The sequence below is a fragment of the Pseudoalteromonas sp. R3 genome, from assembly GCF_004014715.1.
Taxonomy (GTDB): domain Bacteria; phylum Pseudomonadota; class Gammaproteobacteria; order Enterobacterales; family Alteromonadaceae; genus Pseudoalteromonas.
This window is the reverse complement of sequence record NZ_CP034835.1, coordinates 1,392,347-1,417,206: the sequence shown is the minus strand read 5'-3', so window position 1 is coordinate 1,417,206 and position 24,860 is coordinate 1,392,347. Positions and strand designations below refer to the sequence as shown.

Below are 24,860 nucleotides of genomic sequence, written 5' to 3'. Positions count from 1 at the left end.
ATGAATAATTTCTCTATTGTACCTTTTATCCTTAACACGTCATGGGGTATTTTCCCAAATCAAAGAGCCTCAACCCAGAGCCAGATTTTATCTCACTGACTGGATACGTATTCATGCCAATTGGTATAATGTCTGTAAGGCTGAACAGATATGGCAGACTCAACGACCTGCTACTTCGGGTAAATGGATATGGTTAACAACAAAAAAAATGCTCAGGCGGCGCCGGATACCACAGCGGCAGTCACGGGTATGATCCAGGCGATACACAGTCATAGCCTGGCACGCATACTAAGCTGTTTTGAGCAAGCAACACAGACAGAGCGCTCAGCACAGCTCAGACATTGCTTTGAGGCAGCAAGTAATCATGCGTCAAATTACGAGCATTATCAAAATATCGCTGCCCACTGCGTCACGCATCATGGCCTGCCGTCGGGCGTCATTGCGGGGATCAATAATAGCGAGCGGTTAGACTTTTTTATGCCCGCACTTCAGGCCGCCAATGCGTTTAATATCACTAACCATCAGGGCAATACATTTTTGCACTGTCTGTTTGCCAACCCACAAAACCAGATACCTCCGTTTAACTACATCCGTTCCTTGTTGTTGTTTGAACGTAATGAGTCTCTGGCCGATGCGCTCGTTGTACGTAATCATCAGGGGCTAAGCGCGCTGGAAGTATACCTGGGTTTTAACCCGAATTATTGCGAACTTCCACAACATGAGCTTGCCGCCTGGCTGGCCTTGTGCGAAGCACAAAGAAAGCTATCCGGTGTAAATATTGATAATCTTGATAAGGTAATGTCACAACTACACACCGGACCCCTACGCCAGGAACGCCTTACGCTTATCGCCAGCTATTATCAGGTGTCTGTCAATTCACTCTCATAGCGGCATCTGCGTGCAACGGTGTACACAGCCAAAACGCCCTTTCATTGTGTCTGTAGGTCATGACAGATCCACCACTGGATTTGTCCCTCAGACACGCATACTCAACAGCCTCAAATGCGGAACGACCGAAGTCCATCGCAGCAATCGCCCAAGTCGCGCCACTACCAATGGCCCAGTTTAGCGACAACGGTTCTAAAAAGCGTTGACCATGGCGAATTTCACCAAAGAATATACGGCCTGCGTCTTCCACAAAAAAGAATGAACAAGTGATGTCGCCAAATTGGTTATCACGCCATTGGTCTATCAGATGATGAATTTCGGTACAGTTACCAGAAGCAAACACATATCCGTCCTCGACGCGCTGGCATTTGCGCGTTGTCCAGGACACAACAGTCTGGTTAGTCGAGGTCAGACTATCTGTACAGATAGTTCTGGAATTGTGATGATAAGCAATAGTAGTCAAAAGCACTCCTTGGTGATGATCCCTCTGTTGCAAGTTAACCCAAATTTATCGGGAACACCGGCCAATTTTGACCTGAAATTCACAATAAATGGCCTAACTTACAGTTTAAACACCAGTATATGGAGTGAAAAATTAATATAAAGTTAACAACGCTGTCAATAAATCTCCCTTGAGGTAAGACCAATAAAGAGTCTGAAATCGACATCAAGGGAGTGCACCGTCTTAGTCATCAGGATATCAGAGTATGAAATCACTCGGGCAGAGTTCATACTTTTACATATGACAGCCATGTTTTCCATTGGTTTTACACCATCATGGCAACAACACCTGCCCCAACAATCAATACAGCCAGTGGCACCAACCACTTCCAGGGGAAGCGCTGTAGCTGTTGTTTTTCTTGTCCGGGGTTTTGTTGCTCCGGTGCAGAAGCTGACTGCTCAGCCGCCTCGTTCTGCTGTGGCAATTGTTCGGCAGGATCAGCAGGCTCTACTGGCAGTTGCCATTGATAGCCTTTTTTGGAAAAGGTCTTAATCGCATCATCACCAAATAGTGCACGTAAGTGGCCAATATTCTGAAATACAACTTGCTCTGTAACCGTCCTGCCAGGCCATACATGCTCGAGAATCTCAGCCTTACTATATATTTTTGGGGATCAGACAGGAACAAGCCTAATAGTGCCGCTGGTTTCTCTTTGATACTGATTTTTCTACCTTGTTTTGACAAAGCCAGGTTTTGGCAGTCAAACTCGAAATCTTGGAATGTTAACTTCATCGTCCTTCAGCTTTATAGTTATAATAATCGTTTAATGGTAAGAGCACGCCCTGTACTAACAGCCGATTACGCGCTCCCTACCGGTCAGTTCGACAAGCTTAACATGTTCCCAACCTCGGATCAGTAGCCCAATGTAACGATTTATAACAATCGTCTTTTCATCCTGTTTGCCACAACTGACATGCCAGTTTCACCGAACTGGAAAACGGCAAGACTCACCATAATAATAGATGCGCCAGTCAGTAGTGTCAGCGTGATCTTTTCATTGTTGATCCAGGCTCCCAGCAGCATAGCAAACCCTGGCGTGATCAGGGTCGTTAAAGCAACCGTACTCGCTTTGAGCTTTTGTAACACATGGAAATAAGCGATAAACCCGATCAAAGAGCCGAATACACCTAAGTACACCGTAGCCAACACAGAGCTTTGCTGCCAGCTTTGCATCTTGAGTTGTCCATCACTCACCCACCACACCAAACCAAACATTGGTGTCACCAGCAAGAGTGAGCCAAAGGTGGTGGCTAACGGGTGGATAACCAAACGAACACGCTTGACCATCACACCGCTGAGGCTAAAGCAGGTCACAGCGCCCAGTACATAAATCAACCCACGTGGTGCAAGATCCAGCTCTGTGATTTGTGACATAACAACCAAATACAAACCCACAAAGGACAAGGCCAGAGCCAACCATTTGATTGCACTAAAGCGAGCCTCGCGCAACAAATGCTGAGCAAACAGGCCCGACAACACAGGCGCCAGACCAAATACCAGAGATATCACCCCAGAAGGCACCGTCTGAGCGGCCAGGTAACTGAGCAACATACCACCAAAAATCCCTATACCGGAGTAGCAATATAAGGTCCAGGCCCGACGGGACACAGGAACCCGGTAACGGCCAATCAGTATGATAAAAAAGCACAGCATCAGTGCAATGGCCATACGCAAAAACACACTCAATGTCGGCGACATACCCGCACTGCTGATAACAATCCCCAAAGGGGTGGTAGACCATATCATGATGACCAAAATGTAAGATGCCTGGACTGGCATAATAAGCTCCCGAAAGTGGGGCAGTATGAGGGGCTAAAGTAAAGAAACATCACTAACCGCTGATACTGCCGCGGTTAGTAATTGACGTTTACAAACCGCTGACAATACGCCACACACTGGCCGAATTGAGCAGCCAGGTATTGTGCATTGTAAGGACGGTTGAACAGGTCATGAATTTCTTCTTTTTTGTTTGTTGAATATCCGTTTTATCACGTCAGGCTTCAATGTCAATGGCTTACATCCAAAATCGACGAGCCCAATGCGTTCAATGCTGAGGCTGATACCGACAAAACCTCTCTCTTGCCGCAGTGTAAATGTAGAAATTTCTACCCAATCAGTGCTTTCATGGCATGATAAAAAAATATAAAGTTAATGAAAATTTAACAATAAAAATCCATAAACCATCTCCTTACCGTCATAAAAAGGTCACAAAGCACAATTTAAAACCCCTTTAAAAACATATTATTGAATCATTTATCATAAAAAAGTGTAGAGAATGTGAAACACAAAAATAAAACCCAAATAAAACATTTAAAAAACACAGGTTAACAGGATTGACAGGTACATTAACAAGTCTCCATAATAGCAATTAATGCAAAAGCAGTATTTCAACCAACTCAAAGTGCAATATTATGGATTTTCAACTTTCCGACTATCAGACCGAGTTATACGATTCCGCACTTCGCTTTGCTTCTGAAGTGTTGAACAAGGATGCACACCAGCGTCAACGAGAACATCAATTTTCCCCGGAGCTTTGGCGTCAGGCTGCTCAGTTTGGCTTTACCGGACTGGCAGTAGAAGAAGCCTATGGCGGAGCTAACCTTGGGGCACTCAACACCATGTTAATGGTAGAAGCCCTGGGCAAAGGCAGTCAGGATCTTGGCTTGTCATTCTCTTTATGTGCTCACCTGTTCGCCTGCGTGATGCCGGTTACACGGTTCGCAAGTGAAGAACTCAAACGTGACTTTCTGGAACCTTTAGTCGCAGGCAAATTAATTGCTGCCAACGCAGCAACCGAGCCGGGTGCGGGTTCAGATATCTACAGTATGAAGACAACAGCCACCAAAGAAGCCGGAGGCTATCGCCTTAATGGTCAGAAAACTTATATTACTAACGCACCTGTCGCGGATGTATTCGTTGCCTACGCCCGGACCAACCCGAGTCATGGATTTATGGGCGTTTCTGCGTTTATCGTTGCGAAGGACACCCCGGGGCTGTCAACCGGCGCAAGCCAATCAAAGGATTGCCTGGCCAGCTGCCCGATGGGCGACGTATTTTTTGACAATGTCTTTGTTCCCGAGTCGCAACGTATTGGGTTTGAGGGAGCCGGAGGGGCCATTTTCCATGACTCAATGATTTGGGAAAAAGGATGTCTGTTTGCCTTGTTTGTTGGTGCTCTGGACAGGCTGCTCGAAACCACGCTGGCCTATGCGCAGGAACGTAAGCAATTTGGCAAGAAGATTGGACACTTTCAGTCAGTATCAAACCGCATTATCGACATTAAACTACGCCTGGAGCAGTGCCGCCTGATGCTATATCGCGCGGGCTGGAAATACGATCAGGGTCAGGATGCCGAAATTGACATAGCGATGAGCAAGCTGCTGATTTCGGAGTACGTAGTACAGTCCTCTTTGGATGCCATTGCTACTTTTGGCGGTGCAGCAATCGATGCCGATATGGGGATTGTACAGGTTCTGCTGGACACTCTGCCCAGCCGTATTTTCTCAGGCACCAACGATATTCAACGCGAAATCATTGCCCGAAAACTTGGCTTAAGAGGAGCCTGAACATGCTAGTTCAACGGATCTTTGCTGTACTTTATATGCTGGCCGGACTGGCCAAAGCGTTTCCACAATTAGAAAATGTGCCTGATATTCTGCGCCAGGCTGCCGCTGCAAATCAGGGTACCTGGTATGGCGGGCTGAGTGAGCTATTAGCCAATAACGGAGATATGGCGAATATCCTGGTCGCGGTCGCATTGTTCGGCTCGGGGCTGGTACTGTGGCTGAATCCACGCTGGACCCGTTTTGTCATATATGGTCAGCTAGCTATGATGGCGGTGTTTATCACGATATTGCACCGTTCTCAGCCTCAGGTTATTCCTCTTGATGCCATTTTTATTGTCGCGGCGCTCTATATGTTGCGTCAGCAATTCCGCCGCACCGGCGCAAAGCGCGTCTTTACCAGCCAGGATTTCGCCAAACCAAAGCCGCTGGCAAAATCTCCGGATAAACCTAAGCTGGCTGATGAGTACGACGTGATCATCATCGGTGGTGGTGTCTCGGGATTGACGGCGGCCAGCGAGTTCAGCACTGAACGCGTGCTGGTGCTGGAAAAAAGTCCAACATTCGGTGGTAATGCACGTTGTAACAGTCATCGTTCTTTGCCGCACCCTATTGCCGGAGTGTGTTTTCAACAACCCGTATCAGGCTCGGATATGGATCAGTTGCTGACCAAACTGGGACTGCAGGATAAATTTAAAACTAATGCACAAGATACATTAGTTTTCTTCGATACGATTCTACTGCTCAAGTGCCTCAATGAGATCACTTTAGGTTTCATAAAATTTCCCAGTTATTTGCTCAAACCTGCGGTATGGGGATTAACGGGGCAATTGTTGCTCAATGCGTTAATTGGCAAACCCTATGTTGTCGCAGCAAAACAACTGGGCGACCCAATATTTGCTGATCTGTACCACTTTCTGGATGGTTTTGCCCCAGGTACCGAGCGTTTTCCTCAGGTGCCATGGCATGAGCAAAGTGGCTGGAGCAAAGAAGAAATGGTACAGCTGGACAGGATTTCTCTATACAGTTATCTGTTCGAGCCAGAAAAAACCGCATCCTTCCCTGACTATTTGCAGCCTCCTCGCAATCTGGGCAAGTTGGTTGAAAACGCAGTCACTACCACGCTCAGAGTAGAGTGTCTCGATATTCATGAAGTCTCAGCCTATGTTGGCCTGCACTTTTTGGTCGGTTACCTCAGAGGGAATTTAGTGACACTCCCGGGAGGCAACGGTCACATCAGTGAAGCCTTAGTGGCACACTTGCATCAGCAAGCGAATGTCACACTGCAAAGTGATGTTAACCTGGTCAACCTGGACAACACCGAAGCCGGCGTTCAGTTAACAGCAAAAGTGCAACATCACAACATTTCGGTGAAGGGTAAAAAACTCATCTGGGCAGCACCAAAACACCAACTCTCACAGTGGCTGCCATCACTGCCTGAAGCCCAGCTCGATGCCATAAAAGAAATCCGCCATGAGGATTATTATCTGGCCAATGCACTGTTATCGCGCCCTGTGCTCAGCCACTCTTTTGGCGGCTATATGATTGAGCCTGAACGCCCTGAGCAGCCTTACGCCTGGTGTAAAGCCGGAACCTGCCTGGTCGCTAACTGGATGGACAGCTCCAACCAGAGCGAAGGCGGTGTACTTACCCTGTTAAAGCCAACGACACGCCCGGAGCGCCAGGGACGCACAGCAGAGAACGATTTTGCGAGCTTACAGCAGCAAACCTATCAGGAAATCTCATTGATGCTTAATAACTTGGGAATTGACCCGCGCATTGTCGAGGATATTCAGATCTGGTACTGGCCCGGAGCACTCATTACCTCGGTCATAGGCCAGCAGGCCAGCGGCTTATTCCAGCAAGCTTCACAACCACATTTAAGCGTCTATTTTGCCAACCAAGACAGCGTTGGGATAGGCAACCTGGAAAGTGCCATTTTTGCAGGTAAACAGGCTTCTGCACAGGTTAAAGAAGCATTACTACACACGGATAAAACTGCCATACCGCGCAGCAAGGAGACGGTATCATGAGCCAATCACTCGTCGTCGCCCTCAGTGGCAACGAACAACTAGAACTCGGTCACCTGGGCGGCAAAGGCCACTCACTGAATCATCTGATCCGTGCGGGCTTGCCCGTACCACCGGCCTTTTGTATTACAGCAGAGGCTTATCAGACCTTTGTTAACACTGCGCTGCCAGACGACTTACTTAGCGCGTCAGAGCTGGATAAAGTGCGTGAAACCATTCTCAGTGCCGATATTCCTGAACAATTGCGAACCGCCATTGCATCTGCTTACCAGGGCTTAGGTGACAATGCGCAAATTGCAGTGCGCTCTTCCGCGCTGGACGAAGACGGTCAAAGCCAGAGCTTTGCCGGTCAATATGAAACCTACCTGCATGTTCAGGGCAGCGACAGCGTCATGGAAAAAGTGCGTGCATGCTGGGCCTCATTGTGGGCCGAACGTGCCGCTGGATATCGTAACAGCAGTGCAGCTGATACCGCGATTGCCGTTGTATTGCAAACCATGGTCGATGCCGATGCAGCTGGGGTGATGTTCACTCAGGACCCGCTCAGCGGCGATACCAACAAAGTGGTTATTGACAGCTGCTGGGGTCTGGGCGAAGGCGTCGTATCAGGTCAGGTCAGTACCGACAGCTTTGTTCTGGACAAAGAGAACGGTGCACTGTTGCAACAGGAAATCCGGGTCAAGCCTCAGTATTGCCAACGCAATGCTCAGGGTCAGGTCACTTTACTGAATACCCCGCCAGCGCAACAACAAGCCGCCAGTCTGGATGAAGGGCAACTGGCGCAATTATTAGCGCTGGCAAAACAGGCTCAGGCTTTGTATCAGACCGAGCTGGATATCGAATGGGCACTAAAAGACAACAAAATCTGGCTACTACAGGCTCGTCCGGTCACAACCCAGGCGAGTAAAGCCGAGCCCATTTACGCCAATCCCTGGGAGCAGGATCAGAGCATTAAAGACGGCGCCTTCTTTTCGCGCATGGATACCGGAGAGATAGTCACCGGACTGATGACACCGCTTGGTCTGTCATTTTGTGAATTCTATCAAAAGCACATTCATGGTCCTGCTATCAAAACCATGGGCTTAGCAGACATTAGTGACTGGCAAGTTTACATGGGTTATATCCAGGGTCAGGTGTATCTGAATATCTCCGGTTCTGCACACATGTTGCGCCAGTGCCCGCCAACCCGGGACGAAATGAAGTTCACCACCCGCTATGCCACCTCAGATATAGATTTCAGCAATTACCGTAACCCCTATGGTCGCGGTGTCGAAGGCTGGGACTATGCTAAAAGCGCCTGGCACTGGCTGAAACAGCAAGTGCACAATATGCGCAATGCAGGCAAAATTGTTGAGGACATGATTGCCCTGCGAGAAAACGAGACTAAACGTTTTCTGGCACTGGACTTGCCCAGTATGTCACTCCGTGAATTAGATGCTGAGCTGACTCGCATCGACCAGTACTTCCTCGATTCTTGTGCCGCCTATATGCCGTTTTTCCTACAGTCCTTTGCTTTGTACGATGCACTGGCGGAAACCTGTGAAGAACACTTTAAAGATCAAGGTGAAGGGCTGCAAAATCGCATCAAGGCCTCAATGAACAACCTGCGTACGATTGAGGTAACACGTGGGATCCTGGATCTGGTTGAACATGTACAGAAGAACAATGAACTTAAAGCTGTATTTGAGCGCTTTGAAGCCGAAGAGCTGGTTAATATACTGCCAGCTCACCCGCTGGGACAGCCATTCTGGCAGGGTCCGTTTGAAGCCTTTTTACTTGAGTTTGGCGCCCGTGGCCGTCAGGAGTTTGAGCTGAGTATTCCACGCTGGCGTGATGACCCAAGTTACCTGCTGCAGGTCATGAAAATGTACCTTAAGCACCCGGTTGATCTGGAGAAAAAGCTCAAAGAAACCGAGAGCCTGCGCGAAGCCGACAGCGAGCAGCTGTTTAAAGCCTTGTCAGCAGGGGCACGATTTAAACTCAAAACCATCATTAAATTGTATGGTGTGATGGCAGAGCGCCGCGAAGCAACACGTCCGACGTTTATCACCGAAACTTGGTTCTACCGCTGCATCATTCTGGAGGTGCTTTCACGTCTGGAGCGAGACAATCTGGCTAAAGTTGAAGACTTACCCTACATCGACTTCAATCGACTACGAGACTATGTTGCAGGACGCATGGGCGCCGCGGAGGCATTCAGCGAGTCGTTGCTCAATGCCAATCGTCACAGTCACTTATTTAACCTCCATGCTGAGGAGCCCCCAATGGCCATCATTGGGCCTTATACGCCCAAAATGAAAACCTCCTCGCAAGAGCACAGCGATTCGATGAGTGGTCTGGCTGCCAGCCCCGGCAAAATAGTTGCAAAAGCCCGTGTCATCACCGATCTGCAAACCCAGGCTGGTGAACTGGAGCCGGGAGAAATTCTGGTCGCGCGCTTTACAGATGCCAGCTGGACTCCCTTATTTGCGCTTGCCAGTGGCGTTGTCACGGACATCGGCTCGACCCTGTCACACAGCTGTATCGTGGCCCGTGAGTTCGGCATTCCAGCGGTGGTGAATCTACACAGCGCCACTGCAGCCATCAAAAGTGGTGACACGCTGATACTTGATGGTGACCAGGGCACAGTGATCATCCAAAGAGAATAGCGAAATCCATTGCGGGTCAATGACCCGCAGCACACCCGATATTCAATTTAAAAGTACAACGGCAAGTGGCGTGCTGCCGCCGTTGCGGGTCGTTGCGTGCAATTTTCCCAACGAACCGAGTTATTAACAGGCAGCAGAAGGAATAAATTATGACAAGCATTACAGGATTAAGCACTCAGTCGAGCGAATCCGGCTTTGAGCATATATGGCAAGCCGAGACGCAGCGCAGTGGTGCAAAGCAAGACACCATCACCGTTGGGGTGATCGTAGTCACCCGTGACGAGCAGTTTTTCCACACCGGATTGAGCGTTCTGAGCGACATCCGCGATTATGTGTTTAACCGGGTACATATTCAGTCGGAACTGGCGTTGAAAAACCCTTCGTTAGTCCCCTGCTCGCTATACGACGAAGTAAGAAGCAAAGCGATCCAGTTTTTAAAGGGGCAGAAAAAAGCGATCAATATTCAGGTGATTCAGTGCGCCAGCCTGGCTGAAGCAACCGGTAAGATCATTCACAGCAATGCCCTGAACGATCAACCGGATTTTCAGGTGGGCATGCTGTTTTATGATCAAACTTCAATGGGGTTTCAGGACGACAGCATAGATCAGGTTGACCGCGACCTGGATGCCTTTTACCGTGCGATGCAGAAAATCGGTATTCCCGCTTTCTACACCAGCTTCTCGACCGTGACCTTTATTCGCGCGCTGCGTACCCCCTACAGCTACCTGCCGCAACAATATCGTGAAATCGTGCGCAGCACCGATCCAGCCACCTTTCAGACCGAGCTGTTGCGATTGTGGATGGACTTTTTCGAAATGAATTATGCCAATCGCCGGGTCAAACCTGTTGGCTCTATAGAGCTGCACAATACTCTGGGCGAGCAGCTAATCAACTTCTTTGCCCGAACAGCGCCCGAGCACTGGCTGGTGTCTTACTACACCGGCTCTGTGGTTTCCAACCTCATCGGCCATCTCGACCGTCACGCCGAAAAGCAAGGCGCCTTGGTGCTAAGGGGCCCGAATGAGCATGCGATTGCCTGTGGCGCGATTGCCAACTGGCAGCTCTACCGCATGCCGTTTTTAGCTGTGGTCACCTCCGGCATGATGGATGAATTTAAAGGTACCCTGGCCAACCTGAAAGAAACGGCAGCTCAGGGGATCATCGTTGTCGCCGAAAACCGCCTGAGTCAGTGGTACAGTTTTCAGGGCACCATCACTGCCAGTGAGGACATGCGCGACGTATTGGCCGCTAAGCGTATCCCCTATGTATACATGGATGAAATTGAACAGATAGGTGAAAACCTGGCAGAAGTTTACCGACTCTATCATCAGGGTCAGGGACCGGTTGTGGTACTGGCCACTCAAAATGTCCTCGAGTCTTCTTTGGAACTGGATTTACCTGCGCTCGAAGCCCTGCCTGCGAATCCAAGCGATGAGCCCGTTGAAGTCATGACAGATGAACTCAGTCAGGCCATCGAGCTTATCAATAACGGACCAGAAAAACTGGTCTGGCAGCTCGGTCCGGTCAGTGAGGACGAATATGCTCTGATCCATGACATAGCCCAGCAGGCAGGCATTGCGCTGGTAGACAGCCTGGCCCACCCGGGTACGGCACCCAAATATTACCAGGGTAAACGCAACGACAACTACCTGGGTACGCTGGCCATTTATGGTTATACGCCGCGGGTTTACAACTACTTTCATACTAAAGACAAGCTCAACAGTACCGATGAGCAGTGCCTGTTTATGATTAAAAGCCGGGTTGCTCAAATTGCCACGCCATTTTCCGATGGCCGCCTGGAGCGCAAGGTCCACCTGGTGCAACTGACCAAAGAAGCAACCCACCTGTCGCCATTTGCCGATCTGCATTTGCATATGCGCTGTCGTGATTTCCTGCAGGCGGTGAAAAAGCACCTGAATGTCAGCGAATCGCTGCGTGCCAGACGTATGGCGCGGATCATGGCTTACCCGGATACCCAGTCTGATGTGCTCAGCAAACTGCCCAGTCTGCCAATGTCACCGAACTACTTTTTCTGTCAGCTCAATCGCGTCATTGAAGACTTAATCGAGCAAGAGAACTTTGACTATACCGGTGTCTACGATGTGGGTCGCTGTGGCATTTCCGCCGTGCGTAACGTGGCCAAAACACGCCGCGGTTTTTCTGGCTGGTATGGTCGCGCGCTGATGGGCGACGCATTGCTGGCCAGTGGCTACCTGGCCTATACCAGCCCCACCAATGTTATCGCCTTTATTGGCGACGGTGCTAAAGGGATTGTCCCCGATATTTTACCGGCTTTTATCGACAATATTCTGACTCACCCTCAGCTGCTCGATAAAAGCATCAGCGTGTTCTATTTCTGCAATGGCGGTTTGTCGGTGATCAACACCTATCAGGAACGGATCTTATTCAATCGCACCTCACGTCAGATGCGTCTGGTCAACATAGATCAGCCTCAGTTTGAGCAGCAGATCGGGGACTTTGACATTTCCGCCCAGACCCTGACTCAGTTCGATGAAACGGCGGTACGCTCAGCACTGACAGCGAACAAACGTTTGACGCTGTTCTCCGTGGTACTGGGCCACAACAACGAAGGGGATGGCATTTCACTGGCCACCGCCAAAGGTTGGCAGCGCGACAGCGCCGAGCCTGTTACCCCCGATACCGATTCAGATACGCCACCAGCACAGGAAGTTAACTCATGAAGTTTGGATTTATCGCCCACCCGACCTCTGTCGGCCTGAAACGCTACGTTAAAATGCTCGATTTGCTGCAACGCAACACCCAGGATCAGCATACCGGCTATAACCGTGAACTGTGGGGCAAAGCCAACCTGGTTCCATTTATGAACTTTGCCAAAATCACCTCAGCCAGCGGCGCGACCTGTGAAGGCATGATCAAATATATGCCACTGATAGCCGAAGAGATGATTGCCGATCCCAGAGGCATTGCCGAACGTGTTGTCGCCGGCGTTGAAGAATTCGTAGCTGACGGCGCAGAGCTGGTTGGCCTGGGTGGCTTTACCTCAATTGTTGGTCGCCGCGGTGAAGCCACCGCCGCCAAATCCCCAATCCCGATTACATCTGGCAACTCGCTGACCACTTATGCAGGCTACAAAGCGCTGATGCAAATCAAAGAGTGGCTGGACATCAACCCGGAAAAAGAAACTGTGGCCATCGTGGGGTACCCGGGTTCTATCTGCCTGGCTCTGAGTCGTTTGTTGCTGGCGGAAGGATTTAATCTGAAACTGCTGCATCGCGCCGGTCACAAAGACAAAGCAGAAATGCTCAGCCACCTGCCGGAACAATACCACAATCGGGTGAGCCTGACTGGCAACCCGGACGACTTGTATGGCGAGTGCAAGCTGTTTGCCGGCGCCACCTCAGCCGGTGACGTGATCGATGTAGCGAAACTGCAACCCGGTTCCATCTTCATTGATGTGGCGCTACCGCGTGATGTCAATGTTGATGCCCGCCCGGCCCGCGATGATATTTTAATCATCGATGGCGGCTGCGTAACGGCAACCGACGCCGTCAAGCTGGGAGGTGAGTCATTGAATGTCACCATCAAACAACAGCTCAATGGCTGTATGGCTGAAACGATCGTGCTGGCCCTGGAGCAGCGCCGTGAGAACTACTCACTGGGTCGTTACCTGGAGCCGGTCAAAGTACTCGAAATCGGCGAGCTGGCCGAAAAACATGGCTTTTATGCTTACCCGCTGGCCTCATTTGGAGAGCGCATTGACCGTCAGCATGTCACCAACCTGAAGCGCTATTATCATCAGGACATTTATGCCATCGACAAAGGCGACACCAGTCAGAGACTGACCTTTATCGATAACATCCTTAGCCAGGATCCTGCCAAAGAAGACACCCTGGACCGTCACCATCAGTTTATTAACCCAATGATGGTGGAGTTTTTAAAACAACAGCGCTGCGACAATGTGTTCCGTAAAGCCGAAGGCACTATGCTGTATGACAATGAAGGCACCGGCTATCTCGATATGGTGGCAGGCTACGGCTGTCTTAACCTGGGTCACAACCCTACTGCCGTGAGTGAAGCTGTGAAGACCTTTTTGGATGAGCAAGGCCCTAACTTTATTCAGTATATTTCTGTGCCCGAACATACCGCCAAGCTGGCTGAGGTCTTGTGTCATCTAGCGCCGGGCGATATGGGACGAGTGTTTTTCAGTAACTCAGGTACCGAAGCCGTTGAGGCAGCTATTAAACTGGCCAAGGCCGCAACCGGTAAGCCAGGCATTGCCTATCTGAAAAACAGCTATCACGGTAAAACCCTGGGGGCGCTGTCTATTACCGGGCGGGAAAAGCACCGTAAATATTTCCAGCCACTGATCCAGGCCATGGTTGAAGTTCCGTTCGCGGACTTAGATGCACTGCGCGAAGCTCTGCAACGTGATGATGTGGGGGCACTGATGATAGAGCCTATTCAGGGTGAAGGCGGCGTCCATGTACCACCAGCCGGATATCTGAGTGCCGTTCAGCAGATCTGTCGGGATACCGGTACTTTGCTGATGGTCGATGAGATCCAGACCGGTCTGGCCCGTACCGGTAAGCTGTTTGCCTGTGAGTGGGAAGGCATTGAACCCGATGTGCTGATGCTCTCTAAGTCTCTGTCCGGCGGACTCATGCCCATCGGGGCGACTTTGTGTCGCAGCGATGTCTGGCAGCGTGCCTATGGCACTTCAGATCGCTTCTTGGTACATACCTCCACCTTTGGCGGCGGCAACCTCGCATCAGTGGCTGCACTGACCGCACTGCGTGAAATCGTTGCGCAGGATCTGGCCTCACGCTCTGATGAGCTGGGCAGCTATTTTAAAGCTGAGTTACAGGCCATTGCCGATAAATATCCCTTTGTGGCCGAAATACGCGGTAAAGGCCTGATGTTGGGGATCCAGTTCGAACAAACCTTTGATGGTGCGGTTGCCGCCTCCGCAAGAGAGTTTGCTACGCGTCTGCCCGGCGACTGGCACAGCACCTGGAAGTTCCTGCCAGATCCGGTCCGGGAGCACCTGCAAGCTGCAATGGAGCGTATGGAGCAGACACTGGGTGAAATGTTCTGCCTCAAGTTTGTCACTAAGTTCTGCCTGGATCACCAAATCCTGACCTTTGTCACCGCCAACAGTTCGACGGTGATCCGGATCCAGCCGCCTCTGGTGATCACAAAAGCAGAGATTGACCGCTTTGTCAGCGCCTTCTCTTGTGTCTGTGAAGAACTCTCAACCTTTTTAGACTAATGAAATCTGGGTCGCACTGCCACACACAGTTGCGACCCACACCGTAACAAATTACTGATTGATAAGGATTACTTATGACTCTCAACAAACAAGACGTTGTCAACCATATGATGGGCTTTTTCCAGGCCAAAGCCGTGACCGCTGCATTATCACTGAAACTATTTGACCATTTTCGCGACACGGATCTGAGCGCCCAGCAACTGGCCGACAAAATCGACGCACCGCTGCGCTCTACAGAACAAATGCTTATCGCGCTGCATGCAATGGGTTATCTGACTAAGCAAGATAACCAATATCAGCTACCCGCTGAGCACCACACATTCTTATTGAGTGATGAGCCCATGTGGCTGGGCTGGCTGGGCCGCCATATCGATACTTTCTTATATCCTTTGTGGGGTGAACTGAGCAGCGCCGTAAAAAGCGATACCAATCAGCGTGAAGCGGTATTTGGTGACAACCGCAGCTGGTTCGATATTCTGTATCAGAATCCAGATGACGTGGCTGATTTCCAGGAGTTCCTGGGCAAGTTTGCCGCCCCCTTTATTGAAGGCTTTGTCAAAGATTACGATTTCTCACAGCACCACGCTTTTTTAGACATCGGCAGCGGTATTGGCACTTTACCGATTGCCGTGGCTAATGCCCACCCAGGCGTATCGCTGGCCATCTGTGAATTACCTCAGGCGTCGGCATTTTTACGCGACAAGTTGGGTGAACAGGGCTTTGGCGATCGCATCGAAGTCGTTGAAGGTGATGTCATCGCAGGTAACCTGCCCATTGGGAACTATGACCTGATTCACCTGGGCTGGATGCTGCACGACTATGCACCAGAAACCCAGGTCACCATCTTAAAAAATATCTACAACGCCATGCCAGCCGGTGGCCGCTTTATTGCCTCAGAAACACCGCTTAATGATGATAAGTCCGGACCTGAGTTCACTGCCCTACTGTCACTGAATATGTTGGTATCCACAGACGGGGGTATTGAAAGTAGCAGCGAAGAATATCTGGCTCGTTTCCATGAGGCCGGATTCAACAATGCCCGTATCCTTGAGATCCCTGGGCCACGGACCCTGATCGTCGGCGAAAAAGCGTGATCAGGTAATAACAGAAGGAGTAGCAGGATGTTAGCCACAAAATTACTAAACCATATCGCCGAGCAGTTTCTGGACGGCGAAAAAGACGGCCTTGAGCCGCAAACCCCCTTGTTTGAATTAAATATCGTTGACTCGGCGGCCATTTTTGATCTGGTCGATTATCTCAAACAAGAAACCCAGTTAAACATAGGTATGCAGGAGATCCACCCAGGCAACTTTGCATCCGTCGATGCCATGGTAAACCTGGTTGAGCGCCTTCAGACAGAGCAAGCATAAGGAGGCTTGAAAATGAGTGCAACGAATCCAAAAGTAAATCCGGACATTATGGAAACCCTGCAACAGCAAGTCCTGAAAACATTTGCTGAACTGACTGAGTACCCTGCTAATACTCTGGACCTGACCAGTCATCTGGAAAACGACTTTGGCATAGACTCCATTGCGCTGGCCGAAGTAACCGCAGCACTGACTAAGCAACTGCAGCTTAAAAACCCACTGTCGATTCAGACTATTAACTGTATTGGCGATGCAGTTGAGCAAATCGCCGCACAAGAATTTCATCTCAGTGAGGTAAAGGCAACAGTAAATACCGATGACGCCCAAGATGCTCACAGTTGGCTGCGCGAGCAAGTACTCTCAGTGGTTGCCAGCTTCAGTGGTTATAACGCCAATGAACTGAGCATGGACGCCGAGATTGAGAGCGATCTGGGTATAGACTCAGTTACTGTGGTCTCAGCACAGGGTGAGCTGCTGAAAACCCTGGGGCTAAGAGACAATTTAAAAATTCCTGGCTGCAAAACACTGGCTGAGCTGGAGCAGGCGTTTGCCAGTTTACTGGTAGAAGAAAAAGGCGCGCAATGGGCCGCCGAGCTGGTGAGCAAAAACCCGCTGATTGATGAGCTGCTCAACCCGACTGCTAAAAATGACGAAGTACAGCATCAGATAGAAAGCGACGACGGTGATAACCGGACAATGCGTGACTTTGTTGGAATTCAGCACCCGGACCTGTTCCACAAAGCCAGCGAGTTTAAAGCCTTTTACGATAAGAAAAAGGCGCAACAACTTTACTGGTACGGTATGCCACTGGAAACACCCTGTAAAAACCGTGCAGTCATGTTTGATGAAGTCACCGGCACCAGTCGTGAATTTCTGATGTTTGGTTCTAACAGCTACCTGGGCCTGTCGAATCACCCTGAGGTGATCCAGGCGATACAGGATGCTGCTGGCCAATATGGCGCCACCAACACAGGTTGCCGGATTATTGCGGGCAGTAACGTCTTACACCTGGAGTTAGAACGTAAACTGGCCAAACTGAAAGGCCGTGAAGCCTGCATTGTATACCCGTCCGGTTACTCTGCTAATCTGGGCTGTATTTCAGCCCTGACGTCTAAACATGATCTGATCTTTACTGATGCCATTAACCATATGAGTATCACAGATGGCTGTAAACTGGCGGGTGCGCAACGCAAGATCTACAACCACTCACTAAACAGCCTGGAAAAATCTCTGGCCAAATACGCCGACCACCCGGGTGGCAAACTGATTGTGACCGATGGCGTGTTCAGCATGCATGGGGATATTGTCGACCTGCCGCGCCTGATGAAACTGGCGAAGCGCTACGGCGCCCGTGTACTGGTAGATGATGCCCATTCAACCGGTGTTCTGGGTAAAACAGGCTCGGGGACTACCGAGCACTTTAACATGAAAGGCGAAGTCGACCTGGAGCTGGGTACTATGAGTAAAGCCCTGTCTGGTCTGGGCGGATTTGTCTGTGGTGATGGTGACGTAGTGGAATTCCTGCGTTTCTACTCCAACTCATATGTATTCGCCGCCACAATTCCAGCCCACGTAGCAGCAGGTGTCATAGCATCGATTGATGTGATGCTGCGCGAGCCTGAGCGCCTGACCAAGCTATGGGATAACATTTATTACTTCCGCAACTTGTTATTGCAGGCAGGCTTTGACCTGGAAAACTCCGACTCAGCCATAGTTCCTGTTGTGGTTGGCGATGATGCAAAAACGCTGGCACTGGGACGCGCCGTGCGTGCCCGAGGCCTGTATTGTCAGACCGTGGTCTTCCCCGGCGTGGCAGTTGGTGATGCACGTTTGCGCCTGAGTATCACCAGTGAGCACACCCAGGCAGACCTGGATGAAGCCTATCGTATTCTGGTAGAAGGTGCACTGGAAGTGGGCGTGCCACTCAATCAGGATGTTAAAGCGGGACTGGCGGAGGCCTGAGTATGACGAAAATTCCGTCATCGGCCCGTTTTGCGCTTAATCTGCTGAGCCATGCTCAGCAGACACCGCATAAAACGGCGCTGATTTGTGCCGAGCAACAGTGGGATTATGCTCAGCTCGCGGCTCGCGCCTGCCAGATTGCCAATGCGCTTTGTGCTTTAGGTTTAACTCAGGCGCCGGTGCTGCTCAATTTGCCAAAACACCCAGATACGGTCGCAGCCATCTATGCCTGCTGGCTCAGTGGCAACCATTACATTCCCATTGATTACAGTCAGCCTGATGCCCGGATTGAGCGGATCATCACAGCGGCAAAGCCGGCATTGGTACTGGATCAGGACTGGCTGAATACACTCGACAGTCTGGCGCATCACAGCGACTATGAGCAAGACCTCGCAGCCTATATGTCACGATTACGCCAGCACCGGGGTGTCAACATTGCCGCCATCCTCTACACCTCAGGTTCAACCGGCACACCCAAAGGCGTGCAGATAAGCCATGATATGCTGGATTTTTTCATTGACTGGGCCGTGCAAACCACCGCAGCTGACGGCGAAGATACATTTGCTAATCACGCCAGCTTTGCGTTTGATTTAAGCACCTTTGATCTTTTTGCTGCTGTGCGCACGGGCGCCTGCGTGTGGCTTATCACGGAGCAGGAACAGAAAGATCCACTGGCGCTTATCAGGGGAGTTAAAAAGCATCAGGTCAGTATCTGGTACAGCGTGCCGTCGATCCTCTCAATGATGGTTCGCAGTGGTGAGCTCAATAGCAGCCATACAGCGACATTAAAGCAAGTGATTTTTGCCGGGGAGCCTTACCCTGTCGCAGCATTACAACGTTTGGTCAGTTGCCTGAGCGCAGATACCCAGTTACACAACTGGTATGGTCCGACCGAAACCAATGTCTGCGTCGCCTGGCAGGTTGATAAAACACAACTTAGCCACCTTCGCCATCTGCCAATAGGTAAATTATTGCCTGAACTGAACGGCTGGCTGGAAGATGAGTCTGGGGAACGTCGGCCTCTCTCACAGTGCCTGGGAAAAAGTGGTGAACTGCTGATTGGCGGTCGCTGCGTAACGCCTGGGTATGCCAATGTGGACTTGCCACGTGCCACAGAGTTACATCAACAGCATTGCCATGCAACCGGCGATCTGGTTGAGCTGACCGAGGACGGACTGGTTTATCGCGGTCGTATCGACGATATGGTTAAGCTCAATGGTTATCGGGTTGAATTGGGAGAAATAGAGTCATTGCTGCATCAGCATGACGCCATCGAGCAGGCAGCGTTACACCTTGCTCTGGGTGAACAACAGCATAAGCTGATTGCCGTGATCACCCTCAAAGGCGGTGCTGCAAAACCCTCTTTACTGGCGCTGAAACAGTTCTTACAGCAACACCTGCCAGCCTATATGTTACCACACAAGGTGGTGGTAGCGGCGCAACTACCACACAACGCCAACGGCAAAGTGGATCGTAAACGACTGGCGGAGTTTGTGTTATGAGCAAAGATACAACGTCTCCTCTGGCCATAGTCGGGATTGGCTGCGCACTGCCTGACGGTATTAGCTTTGCAACCTTAAAGCAACGTGGCACGCTGAACCCTGGTCAGTTTACTCACCCCTTTGGCTGGTCAGTCGCATTTGAGCCGCTCAAAGGCGGACAGGTAAACACAGATGACTTTGATTACAAAAAGTTTTCTATTCCGCCACTATTTCGCAAGGCCGTCAGTCGCGAGACCCGCATGGCAATGCTCGCAGCTGAAGAGGCACTGAGCCAGCTAGCCCTCGATGAATCACTGCGCGATCATTGCGATCAGCTTTGTGCAACCCATATGGCAAGCGACTCCGCCTACCGCAATGCCACCAAAGTAGCCGCGCTGCGCGCACTGGCTGAGCAGCTGGGCAATCAGGATAATGCACAGATATGCATAGATGAGTACAAACAAACACTGGCGAGTACTTTTGGGGCCACATCCCACGACAGGGTTGGTGAAATGGCCTCAACGATCCCGGCCCGGATAGCGCATTTTGCGCATACTCGGGGAAAGTGTCTGACACTCGATGGCGGTGATTTGGGCGGACTGCGACTGCTTCAGGCAGCACAGGATAACTTTCGCTATCAGGACAGTCAGCTTGCTGTACTCACCAGCATTCAGTGTTTTCATCATCAGTCTCAGAGCGAAATTTTGCAGCAACAGGGGATCTCAATACAGCAGCCCTGGCTCGAAGGCGCGATAAGCCTGGTTATCTGCCCGATAGCATTGGCCCAGCAACAAAACTGGCCAATACTCATGGAACTCAGCACCTTTGTTACCTGCGACTCACAGCAACCGCAGGCAGGCTATTTTGCTGGTGCAAGTCAGGTGTTTTATCAGTTACTCGAGATGCACCTCAATGGTCAGGATGAGTGCAGTGGTGCGGCAGCTCTTGGACAGAACTGGCAAATCTCTGCGGCAGGCAAACACAGTTATGTCCCGGCCAGCGACGATCAGGTCGCTATCACAGATTATCGACCCATAACCGCGCTGGGTAATGACAAAGACCGTTTTTGGCAAACTCTGGCTGACGGGCAGGATGTATTACGCCCGCAGTCTGCACAGCAGCTCAATACACAGGCCTTCGTGCGGGAAACACCGCAAAAGCTCAGCACCTATATAAACAAAGCGATGAGCTTTGACAGTCATAGTGCACTTGATATCGCCCTGAGTAAGCCTATGATGCCTGCTAAAAAAGCCCGATTGGATGTCTCACAATTGCAGCTGCTCAAAGGCGCTGAGGCTCTGGTGCTGGGTGAATTTAAGCGCCCCGCCGTGATCCTGGCCTGCAACCTGGCACTCAGCGCAGACAGACTGTTAGGCGCACAAGCACTATGGGCACAACTTCCTGACGCCCCCTGCTATCTGCCACAACCTGATGCGCCTGAAATTAACCGCTGGAGCTGGTACGGTGCGACAGGTCTGGGTGGCGCAAAGTTACTGGCACAACAGCTTGGACTCCCTGACGCCGACTGCATCGCCGTCGAGGCTGCCTGTGCCAGTTCAATGGCCGCGCTGCATAACGCTGTAAGAGGGCTGCAGTCCGGACGCTACGATGGCATAGTTGTGGGCGGTATTGAAACCGCCACACTGGAGCGGGATCTGGTGCTATGCGGGGCACAAATGATGCTCTCAGCAACCCGCATTCGGCCCTTTGCCAAAGGTGCCGACGGCTTTACCCCGGGTGATGGTGGTGGCCTGTTTGTGCTGCAAACTAAATCCGACGCACCACACGCCATCGCCCACATAGATGCCATTTCCGGGTCCTGCGACAGCCGCTCCATGACGGCGCCAGATCCTCAGGGCCAGGCACTGGCAATGTACAAGACTCTTCAGCTGGCGTCGGTTAATCCCGAGCAGGTACAGTATCTCGAAACCCATGGTACTGGCACTACGCTGGGTGATCAGGCTGAACTGGAGTCGCTCAGTGCGGCATACAGCCGCGAGCACGACCAGCCGCTCTATCTGGGGTCAGGCAAATACAACTTTGGTCACTGTTTTGCAGGAGCCGGTGCTATCAGTTTGGCAAAAATGCTGGCGGCACTGGAGCAGTGCAGTATGCCACCTACCCCAATTCTCGGTGAACTCAATGATGCATTGCCATTTGACAGTATTCCGGCGCAAGTCCCGCAAACAGCCTTGCCGTGGCCAGCACTGCCAAACCAACAACGGATAGGTGCAATTAACGCCTTTGGCACTGGCGGCATCAATTATCACCTGACTTTATTACACTCTCACTCAGAGGAATCAGTATGAAACTCATCGTTCACAAAATTCGCCTTAAAGACATCAAACACCTGGGAGCCTTTCGCGACTGGGTAGAAACGACAGACTATAAAGCATGTGAAAAACTGGATTCGGTCAAAGCATTCGCAGTTTTTGAAGCTTCCAGTCAGGCTGATGCAGCGTTTCACTTTGTTGAGACTATCTACCTGGAGTCCGAGCAAGCCTTCGAACAGGACATGACGACGCCACTATTTCAAAGCCTGGTTAGCCGCTTTGATGAAATGGCCGAAGTGGTTGAAGAGTTTAAGGGTGATCGGATTGCACAAGGCTATCAACAGTGATCACCCAGCACACCAGTACACCTGTGGGAGAGACTCATGTCTCACCCACTGTGTATATCGGTCGCAGCGTTGATAATGCGATACACTCAGCACCACGTTTGGTTCAAGGACTGGTCGTCAAACAGCTCAGCAGAACTCTGGCAACCTTGGCCTTACAAGGTGCCAGTCACACCTCATCAATCCGACTTGCTCACGCTGCAAGCGGTCAGCCATATGGTGAGCCAGGCAAGGGTCAACCTAAGGTGCCTTTGTCTATCAGCCATAGCGGTCCCTGGGCTGCTGTTGCATGCGCAGCACACCCTGTTGGTATCGACCTTCAGGTTTATCGACGTTTCTCTGCTGGTGCTCAGCAACATATCTTTTGTGATAAAGCCAAGCCAACAAGCCTGGTCGCGCAAACAGCTCGATGGTCAGTGCACGAAGCCTATCTAAAATCCTTCGGCCGCGGTCTGCCTTTTGATTTACGTGACATCGCAATCCAAAAATACACCACCCGTGGGGCAACAGAGTATGGCCGCGTGTATACCCACAGCGCCTCCCTAGCCCCGGCCAGCTACTGGCTCTGGCGCACGCTATATTTCTGCTGTGCAGTCTGTATTGCAGGCGACAGGGACATCACCCCAACACTCTCTTTTCACATCGGGAAATGACAATGACACATACAGCATTTGAACAGACACTGACTGAAGCGGTGAAACTGGCGAGACTTGCGCCTTCATCGCACAACTGTCAGCCCTGGGCGATTCATTTTGACCCCGTCATACATTGCGGTTATCTGGCCATAGATAACCGCCGTAAACTCACAGGTCTGCCCTCATTAGAGCGAGAAATGTTGCTCAGCTGCGGGATCTTTTTTTACATACTGGAAGCGCTGATCCGCAGCCGAGGCTACGAGCTGCACTGGCGCTGGTGTGATGAGCAAGAGCAACAAAAGCTGGCAGGCAATGACCGGGCGCTGATACGTTTTATGCCTGGGCCTGAACAAGACCATCAGAGCGATGCGTTTGCCAGCCTGTCTGAACAGCTCGAGCAGCGCCATACCGTGCGCTCGCCCTATCTCAGGACCGCCCTGAGCGAGCAACAGCGCGACGAGCTACAAGCCTTGCTCAAACCTTACCCTGTCTCCCTTGGGATTTTTTATCAGCAAACCCATGGGCAGGCTCTGGCCGGGCTGACTCAAACCTATGCAGGGCAGGACTTTGCCAATAAAGCGGCCTGGCGCGAAACCTATAGCTATATCCGCTTCGACGAGCGTCGCCAATATGAAGACGGCTTTTATCTGCACAACCTGTTTGGTCCGGTTTCCGCCGGATTTAAGCATTTTTTTAAAATGGCTTTCCATCCCAGCCTCAACAGCCTGACTAACTTACTCCGCCTGCCAGATAAAATGGCGAAAGGTCTGGCTGAATTAGTTGCTTGCGGACCTCACTATCTGTCGCTGAATGTCAGTAAAGATGGGGATGAAGCGATGTTTCGTGCCGGGATTGGCTTAGGCGCATTGTGGTTGCGGCTACAACAATGGGGGTGGGCCATGCATCCAATTAGCGTACTGGTTCAACATGACAATGCCAGGCAGGCGCTGGCAGAGTGTCTCAGTCAGGCGGAGCTTCCGGTGTTTTTCGCGCGATTTGGAGAGCCAGAAATAGCAGGCAGCCCGGCACCGAGAAGGCATTGGCAAAGTATTCTGCTCAGTGATACCCAAAGTTTCGCCGAGCCCAAACCCACTCAGCGAGAGTAAAAACACCGATCAGAACAAAAAAATAAACGATTGATTAGTTGTAAATTATAAGATAAAACAAAAAGGCACACATTGAGAAAACTTACATAATAAGGAAAATAAAATGAAGCTCATCAAAAAACAAATCAAAATGCTGTCTAAAGACACAACTCGTTTACCTGTGCTGATGACTGCAAATATTGCAGGTGGCAGACGCACCCGCGGCAATGAAATTGGCAATTCAGAAGAAAGCATTTGCACGGCCATCGCTGCAGCAGATGCAATCAAAAATTCTGCTGAGAGCATTTGTACGGCCTAATCGCATCTTGTCACGTCATGCGCAGCACAAAGACGTCAACATAAGCAGGCTTTGTGCACTGTATAAAAAGCAGTTGATAAACAAGATTTTTATACAGTAGTTTGTAACAGACCAATATGTATAACAAAAACAATTCAACAGGATATGAAATGAAACTAGCACTTAAGAAAAAACAACTAAAACAACTAGACAACACTATGCTGCTGGACAACCAGGCCACTCCTCAGGTTGGCGGTGCCGGCGAGAGTTCACCTCCACGAGCTTGCCTGCCAACCGGCCACATTTGTGATCGTCTGAGCGGCAAAAGTGACCACACCTGCTGGTGCTAATTAAATCGCGGCAGCACTGCTGCCGCACTCAAACCACTTTGCCTGATTCAAATTACGTTAAACACAGCTCACCCTGAAACTTTCTGTTCTTATTTTTCATTTCTGTTGTCCAGGCAATAAAAAATTTCGCTTTCCGGCGCTTTGTCCTGTCTTTTTCTCCATGCTTCCCTACAATACCCGCCA

19 protein-coding genes and 1 pseudogene are annotated in these 24,860 nt (G+C 50.7%); 16 read left to right on the top strand and 4 right to left on the bottom strand.

The genetic code is table 11. The features are described 5' to 3' along the window. The first annotated feature begins 189 nt into the window (after window positions 1-189). Window positions 190-888: a hypothetical protein gene (locus ELR70_RS10950; protein ID WP_128064573.1), complete on the top strand. Its 699-nt coding sequence runs from the start codon at window positions 190-192 to the stop codon at window positions 886-888. Here the strand turns inward: ELR70_RS10950 and ELR70_RS10945 are convergent. The 4 genes and pseudogenes from ELR70_RS10945 to ELR70_RS10935 form a co-directional block, all read right to left on the bottom strand. Then, window positions 872-1,357 (bottom strand): proteasome subunit alpha, encoded by a 486-nt coding sequence (locus tag ELR70_RS10945; RefSeq protein WP_241566368.1) that lies wholly within the window; start codon window positions 1,355-1,357, stop codon window positions 872-874. The genes ELR70_RS10950 and ELR70_RS10945 overlap by 17 nt on opposite strands. A gap of 298 nt (window positions 1,358-1,655) precedes the next feature. Beyond that, complete coding sequence (locus ELR70_RS25385) at window positions 1,656-1,814, bottom strand: hypothetical protein (protein ID WP_241566367.1); 159 nt, start codon at window positions 1,812-1,814, stop codon at window positions 1,656-1,658. Between the two features lie 99 nt (window positions 1,815-1,913). Then, window positions 1,914-1,976 (bottom strand): annotated as a pseudogene (locus tag ELR70_RS25380) (transcriptional regulator); the annotation flags it as partial. A 287-nt stretch (window positions 1,977-2,263) separates the two neighbouring features. Further along, on the bottom strand, window positions 2,264-3,169 hold the full coding sequence (locus ELR70_RS10935) for a DMT family transporter (RefSeq protein ID WP_054014156.1): 906 nt from the start codon (window positions 3,167-3,169) through the stop codon (window positions 2,264-2,266). A gap of 632 nt (window positions 3,170-3,801) precedes the next feature. On the opposite strand from ELR70_RS10935, the gene ELR70_RS10930 reads away from it, so the two are divergent. From ELR70_RS10930 to ELR70_RS10860, 15 genes are all read left to right on the top strand, one after another. After that, on the top strand, window positions 3,802-4,956 hold the full coding sequence (locus ELR70_RS10930; RefSeq protein WP_054014157.1) for an acyl-CoA dehydrogenase family protein: 1,155 nt from the start codon (window positions 3,802-3,804) through the stop codon (window positions 4,954-4,956). A gap of 2 nt (window positions 4,957-4,958) precedes the next feature. Continuing rightward, window positions 4,959-6,986: a DUF6041 domain-containing protein gene (locus ELR70_RS10925; protein WP_054014158.1), complete on the top strand. Its 2,028-nt coding sequence runs from the start codon at window positions 4,959-4,961 to the stop codon at window positions 6,984-6,986. Further along, window positions 6,983-9,631, top strand: coding sequence for a PEP/pyruvate-binding domain-containing protein (locus tag ELR70_RS10920; RefSeq protein WP_054014159.1), 2,649 nt, complete (start codon window positions 6,983-6,985; stop codon window positions 9,629-9,631). The genes ELR70_RS10925 and ELR70_RS10920 overlap by 4 nt, the downstream gene beginning before the upstream one ends. Window positions 9,632-9,780: 149 nt before the next feature. Further along, window positions 9,781-12,333, top strand: coding sequence for a biosynthesis protein PigD (locus tag ELR70_RS10915; RefSeq protein WP_054014160.1), 2,553 nt, complete (start codon window positions 9,781-9,783; stop codon window positions 12,331-12,333). Further along, entirely contained in the window at window positions 12,330-14,882 is a 2,553-nt protein-coding gene (locus ELR70_RS10910; protein ID WP_054014161.1) for an aminotransferase class III-fold pyridoxal phosphate-dependent enzyme, read from the top strand. The genes ELR70_RS10915 and ELR70_RS10910 overlap by 4 nt, the downstream gene beginning before the upstream one ends. 74 nt (window positions 14,883-14,956) lie before the next feature. Next, window positions 14,957-15,976: a methyltransferase gene (locus ELR70_RS10905; protein ID WP_054014162.1), complete on the top strand. Its 1,020-nt coding sequence runs from the start codon at window positions 14,957-14,959 to the stop codon at window positions 15,974-15,976. 27 nt (window positions 15,977-16,003) lie between these two features. Continuing rightward, the gene (locus ELR70_RS10900) at window positions 16,004-16,252 is read left to right on the top strand and encodes an acyl carrier protein (RefSeq protein ID WP_054014163.1); all 249 of its coding nucleotides are present in this window, start codon (window positions 16,004-16,006) and stop codon (window positions 16,250-16,252) included. Window positions 16,253-16,264: 12 nt separating this feature from the next. Continuing rightward, the gene (locus tag ELR70_RS10895) at window positions 16,265-18,211 is read left to right on the top strand and encodes an aminotransferase class I/II-fold pyridoxal phosphate-dependent enzyme (protein ID WP_054014164.1); all 1,947 of its coding nucleotides are present in this window, start codon (window positions 16,265-16,267) and stop codon (window positions 18,209-18,211) included. Window positions 18,212-18,213: 2 nt separating this feature from the next. Then, on the top strand, window positions 18,214-19,713 hold the full coding sequence (locus ELR70_RS10890; RefSeq protein WP_054014165.1) for an AMP-binding protein: 1,500 nt from the start codon (window positions 18,214-18,216) through the stop codon (window positions 19,711-19,713). Then, window positions 19,710-22,001, top strand: a complete 2,292-nt coding sequence (locus tag ELR70_RS10885; protein ID WP_054014166.1) for a polyketide synthase — start codon at window positions 19,710-19,712, stop codon at window positions 21,999-22,001. Before ELR70_RS10890 ends, ELR70_RS10885 begins: the two co-directional genes overlap by 4 nt. Continuing rightward, entirely contained in the window at window positions 21,998-22,312 is a 315-nt protein-coding gene (locus ELR70_RS10880; RefSeq protein WP_054014167.1) for a RedY, read from the top strand. The genes ELR70_RS10885 and ELR70_RS10880 overlap by 4 nt, the downstream gene beginning before the upstream one ends. Further along, window positions 22,309-22,962 (top strand): 4'-phosphopantetheinyl transferase superfamily protein, encoded by a 654-nt coding sequence (locus ELR70_RS10875; RefSeq protein ID WP_054014168.1) that lies wholly within the window; start codon window positions 22,309-22,311, stop codon window positions 22,960-22,962. Before ELR70_RS10880 ends, ELR70_RS10875 begins: the two co-directional genes overlap by 4 nt. Window positions 22,963-22,964: 2 nt before the next feature. Beyond that, complete coding sequence (locus tag ELR70_RS10870) at window positions 22,965-24,050, top strand: hypothetical protein (RefSeq protein WP_054014169.1); 1,086 nt, start codon at window positions 22,965-22,967, stop codon at window positions 24,048-24,050. Between the two features lie 103 nt (window positions 24,051-24,153). Further along, a complete protein-coding gene (locus tag ELR70_RS10865; protein WP_054014170.1) occupies window positions 24,154-24,348 on the top strand; it encodes a hypothetical protein in 195 nt (64 codons plus the stop codon). A 149-nt stretch (window positions 24,349-24,497) separates the two neighbouring features. Continuing rightward, on the top strand, window positions 24,498-24,677 hold the full coding sequence (locus ELR70_RS10860) for a hypothetical protein (RefSeq protein ID WP_054014171.1): 180 nt from the start codon (window positions 24,498-24,500) through the stop codon (window positions 24,675-24,677). Window positions 24,678-24,860: the final 183 nt, after the last annotated feature.

What these genes read in the sequence shown, in the direction of transcription:
- ELR70_RS10950 (WP_128064573.1), top strand. Translation starts at nt 190, where the DNA reads ATGGTTAACAACAAAAAAAATGCTCAGGCGGCGCCGGATACCACAGCG.
- ELR70_RS10935 (WP_054014156.1), bottom strand. Translation starts at nt 3,169, where the DNA reads ATGCCAGTCCAGGCATCTTACATTTTGGTCATCATGATATGGTCTACC.
- ELR70_RS10930 (WP_054014157.1), top strand. Translation starts at nt 3,802, where the DNA reads ATGGATTTTCAACTTTCCGACTATCAGACCGAGTTATACGATTCCGCA.
- ELR70_RS10925 (WP_054014158.1), top strand. Translation starts at nt 4,959, where the DNA reads ATGCTAGTTCAACGGATCTTTGCTGTACTTTATATGCTGGCCGGACTG.
- ELR70_RS10920 (WP_054014159.1), top strand. Translation starts at nt 6,983, where the DNA reads ATGAGCCAATCACTCGTCGTCGCCCTCAGTGGCAACGAACAACTAGAA.
- ELR70_RS10915 (WP_054014160.1), top strand. Translation starts at nt 9,781, where the DNA reads ATGACAAGCATTACAGGATTAAGCACTCAGTCGAGCGAATCCGGCTTT.
- ELR70_RS10910 (WP_054014161.1), top strand. Translation starts at nt 12,330, where the DNA reads ATGAAGTTTGGATTTATCGCCCACCCGACCTCTGTCGGCCTGAAACGC.
- ELR70_RS10905 (WP_054014162.1), top strand. Translation starts at nt 14,957, where the DNA reads ATGACTCTCAACAAACAAGACGTTGTCAACCATATGATGGGCTTTTTC.
- ELR70_RS10900 (WP_054014163.1), top strand. Translation starts at nt 16,004, where the DNA reads ATGTTAGCCACAAAATTACTAAACCATATCGCCGAGCAGTTTCTGGAC.
- ELR70_RS10895 (WP_054014164.1), top strand. Translation starts at nt 16,265, where the DNA reads ATGAGTGCAACGAATCCAAAAGTAAATCCGGACATTATGGAAACCCTG.
- ELR70_RS10890 (WP_054014165.1), top strand. Translation starts at nt 18,214, where the DNA reads ATGACGAAAATTCCGTCATCGGCCCGTTTTGCGCTTAATCTGCTGAGC.
- ELR70_RS10885 (WP_054014166.1), top strand. Translation starts at nt 19,710, where the DNA reads ATGAGCAAAGATACAACGTCTCCTCTGGCCATAGTCGGGATTGGCTGC.
- ELR70_RS10880 (WP_054014167.1), top strand. Translation starts at nt 21,998, where the DNA reads ATGAAACTCATCGTTCACAAAATTCGCCTTAAAGACATCAAACACCTG.
- ELR70_RS10870 (WP_054014169.1), top strand. Translation starts at nt 22,965, where the DNA reads ATGACACATACAGCATTTGAACAGACACTGACTGAAGCGGTGAAACTG.
- ELR70_RS10865 (WP_054014170.1), top strand. Translation starts at nt 24,154, where the DNA reads ATGAAGCTCATCAAAAAACAAATCAAAATGCTGTCTAAAGACACAACT.
- ELR70_RS10860 (WP_054014171.1), top strand. Translation starts at nt 24,498, where the DNA reads ATGAAACTAGCACTTAAGAAAAAACAACTAAAACAACTAGACAACACT.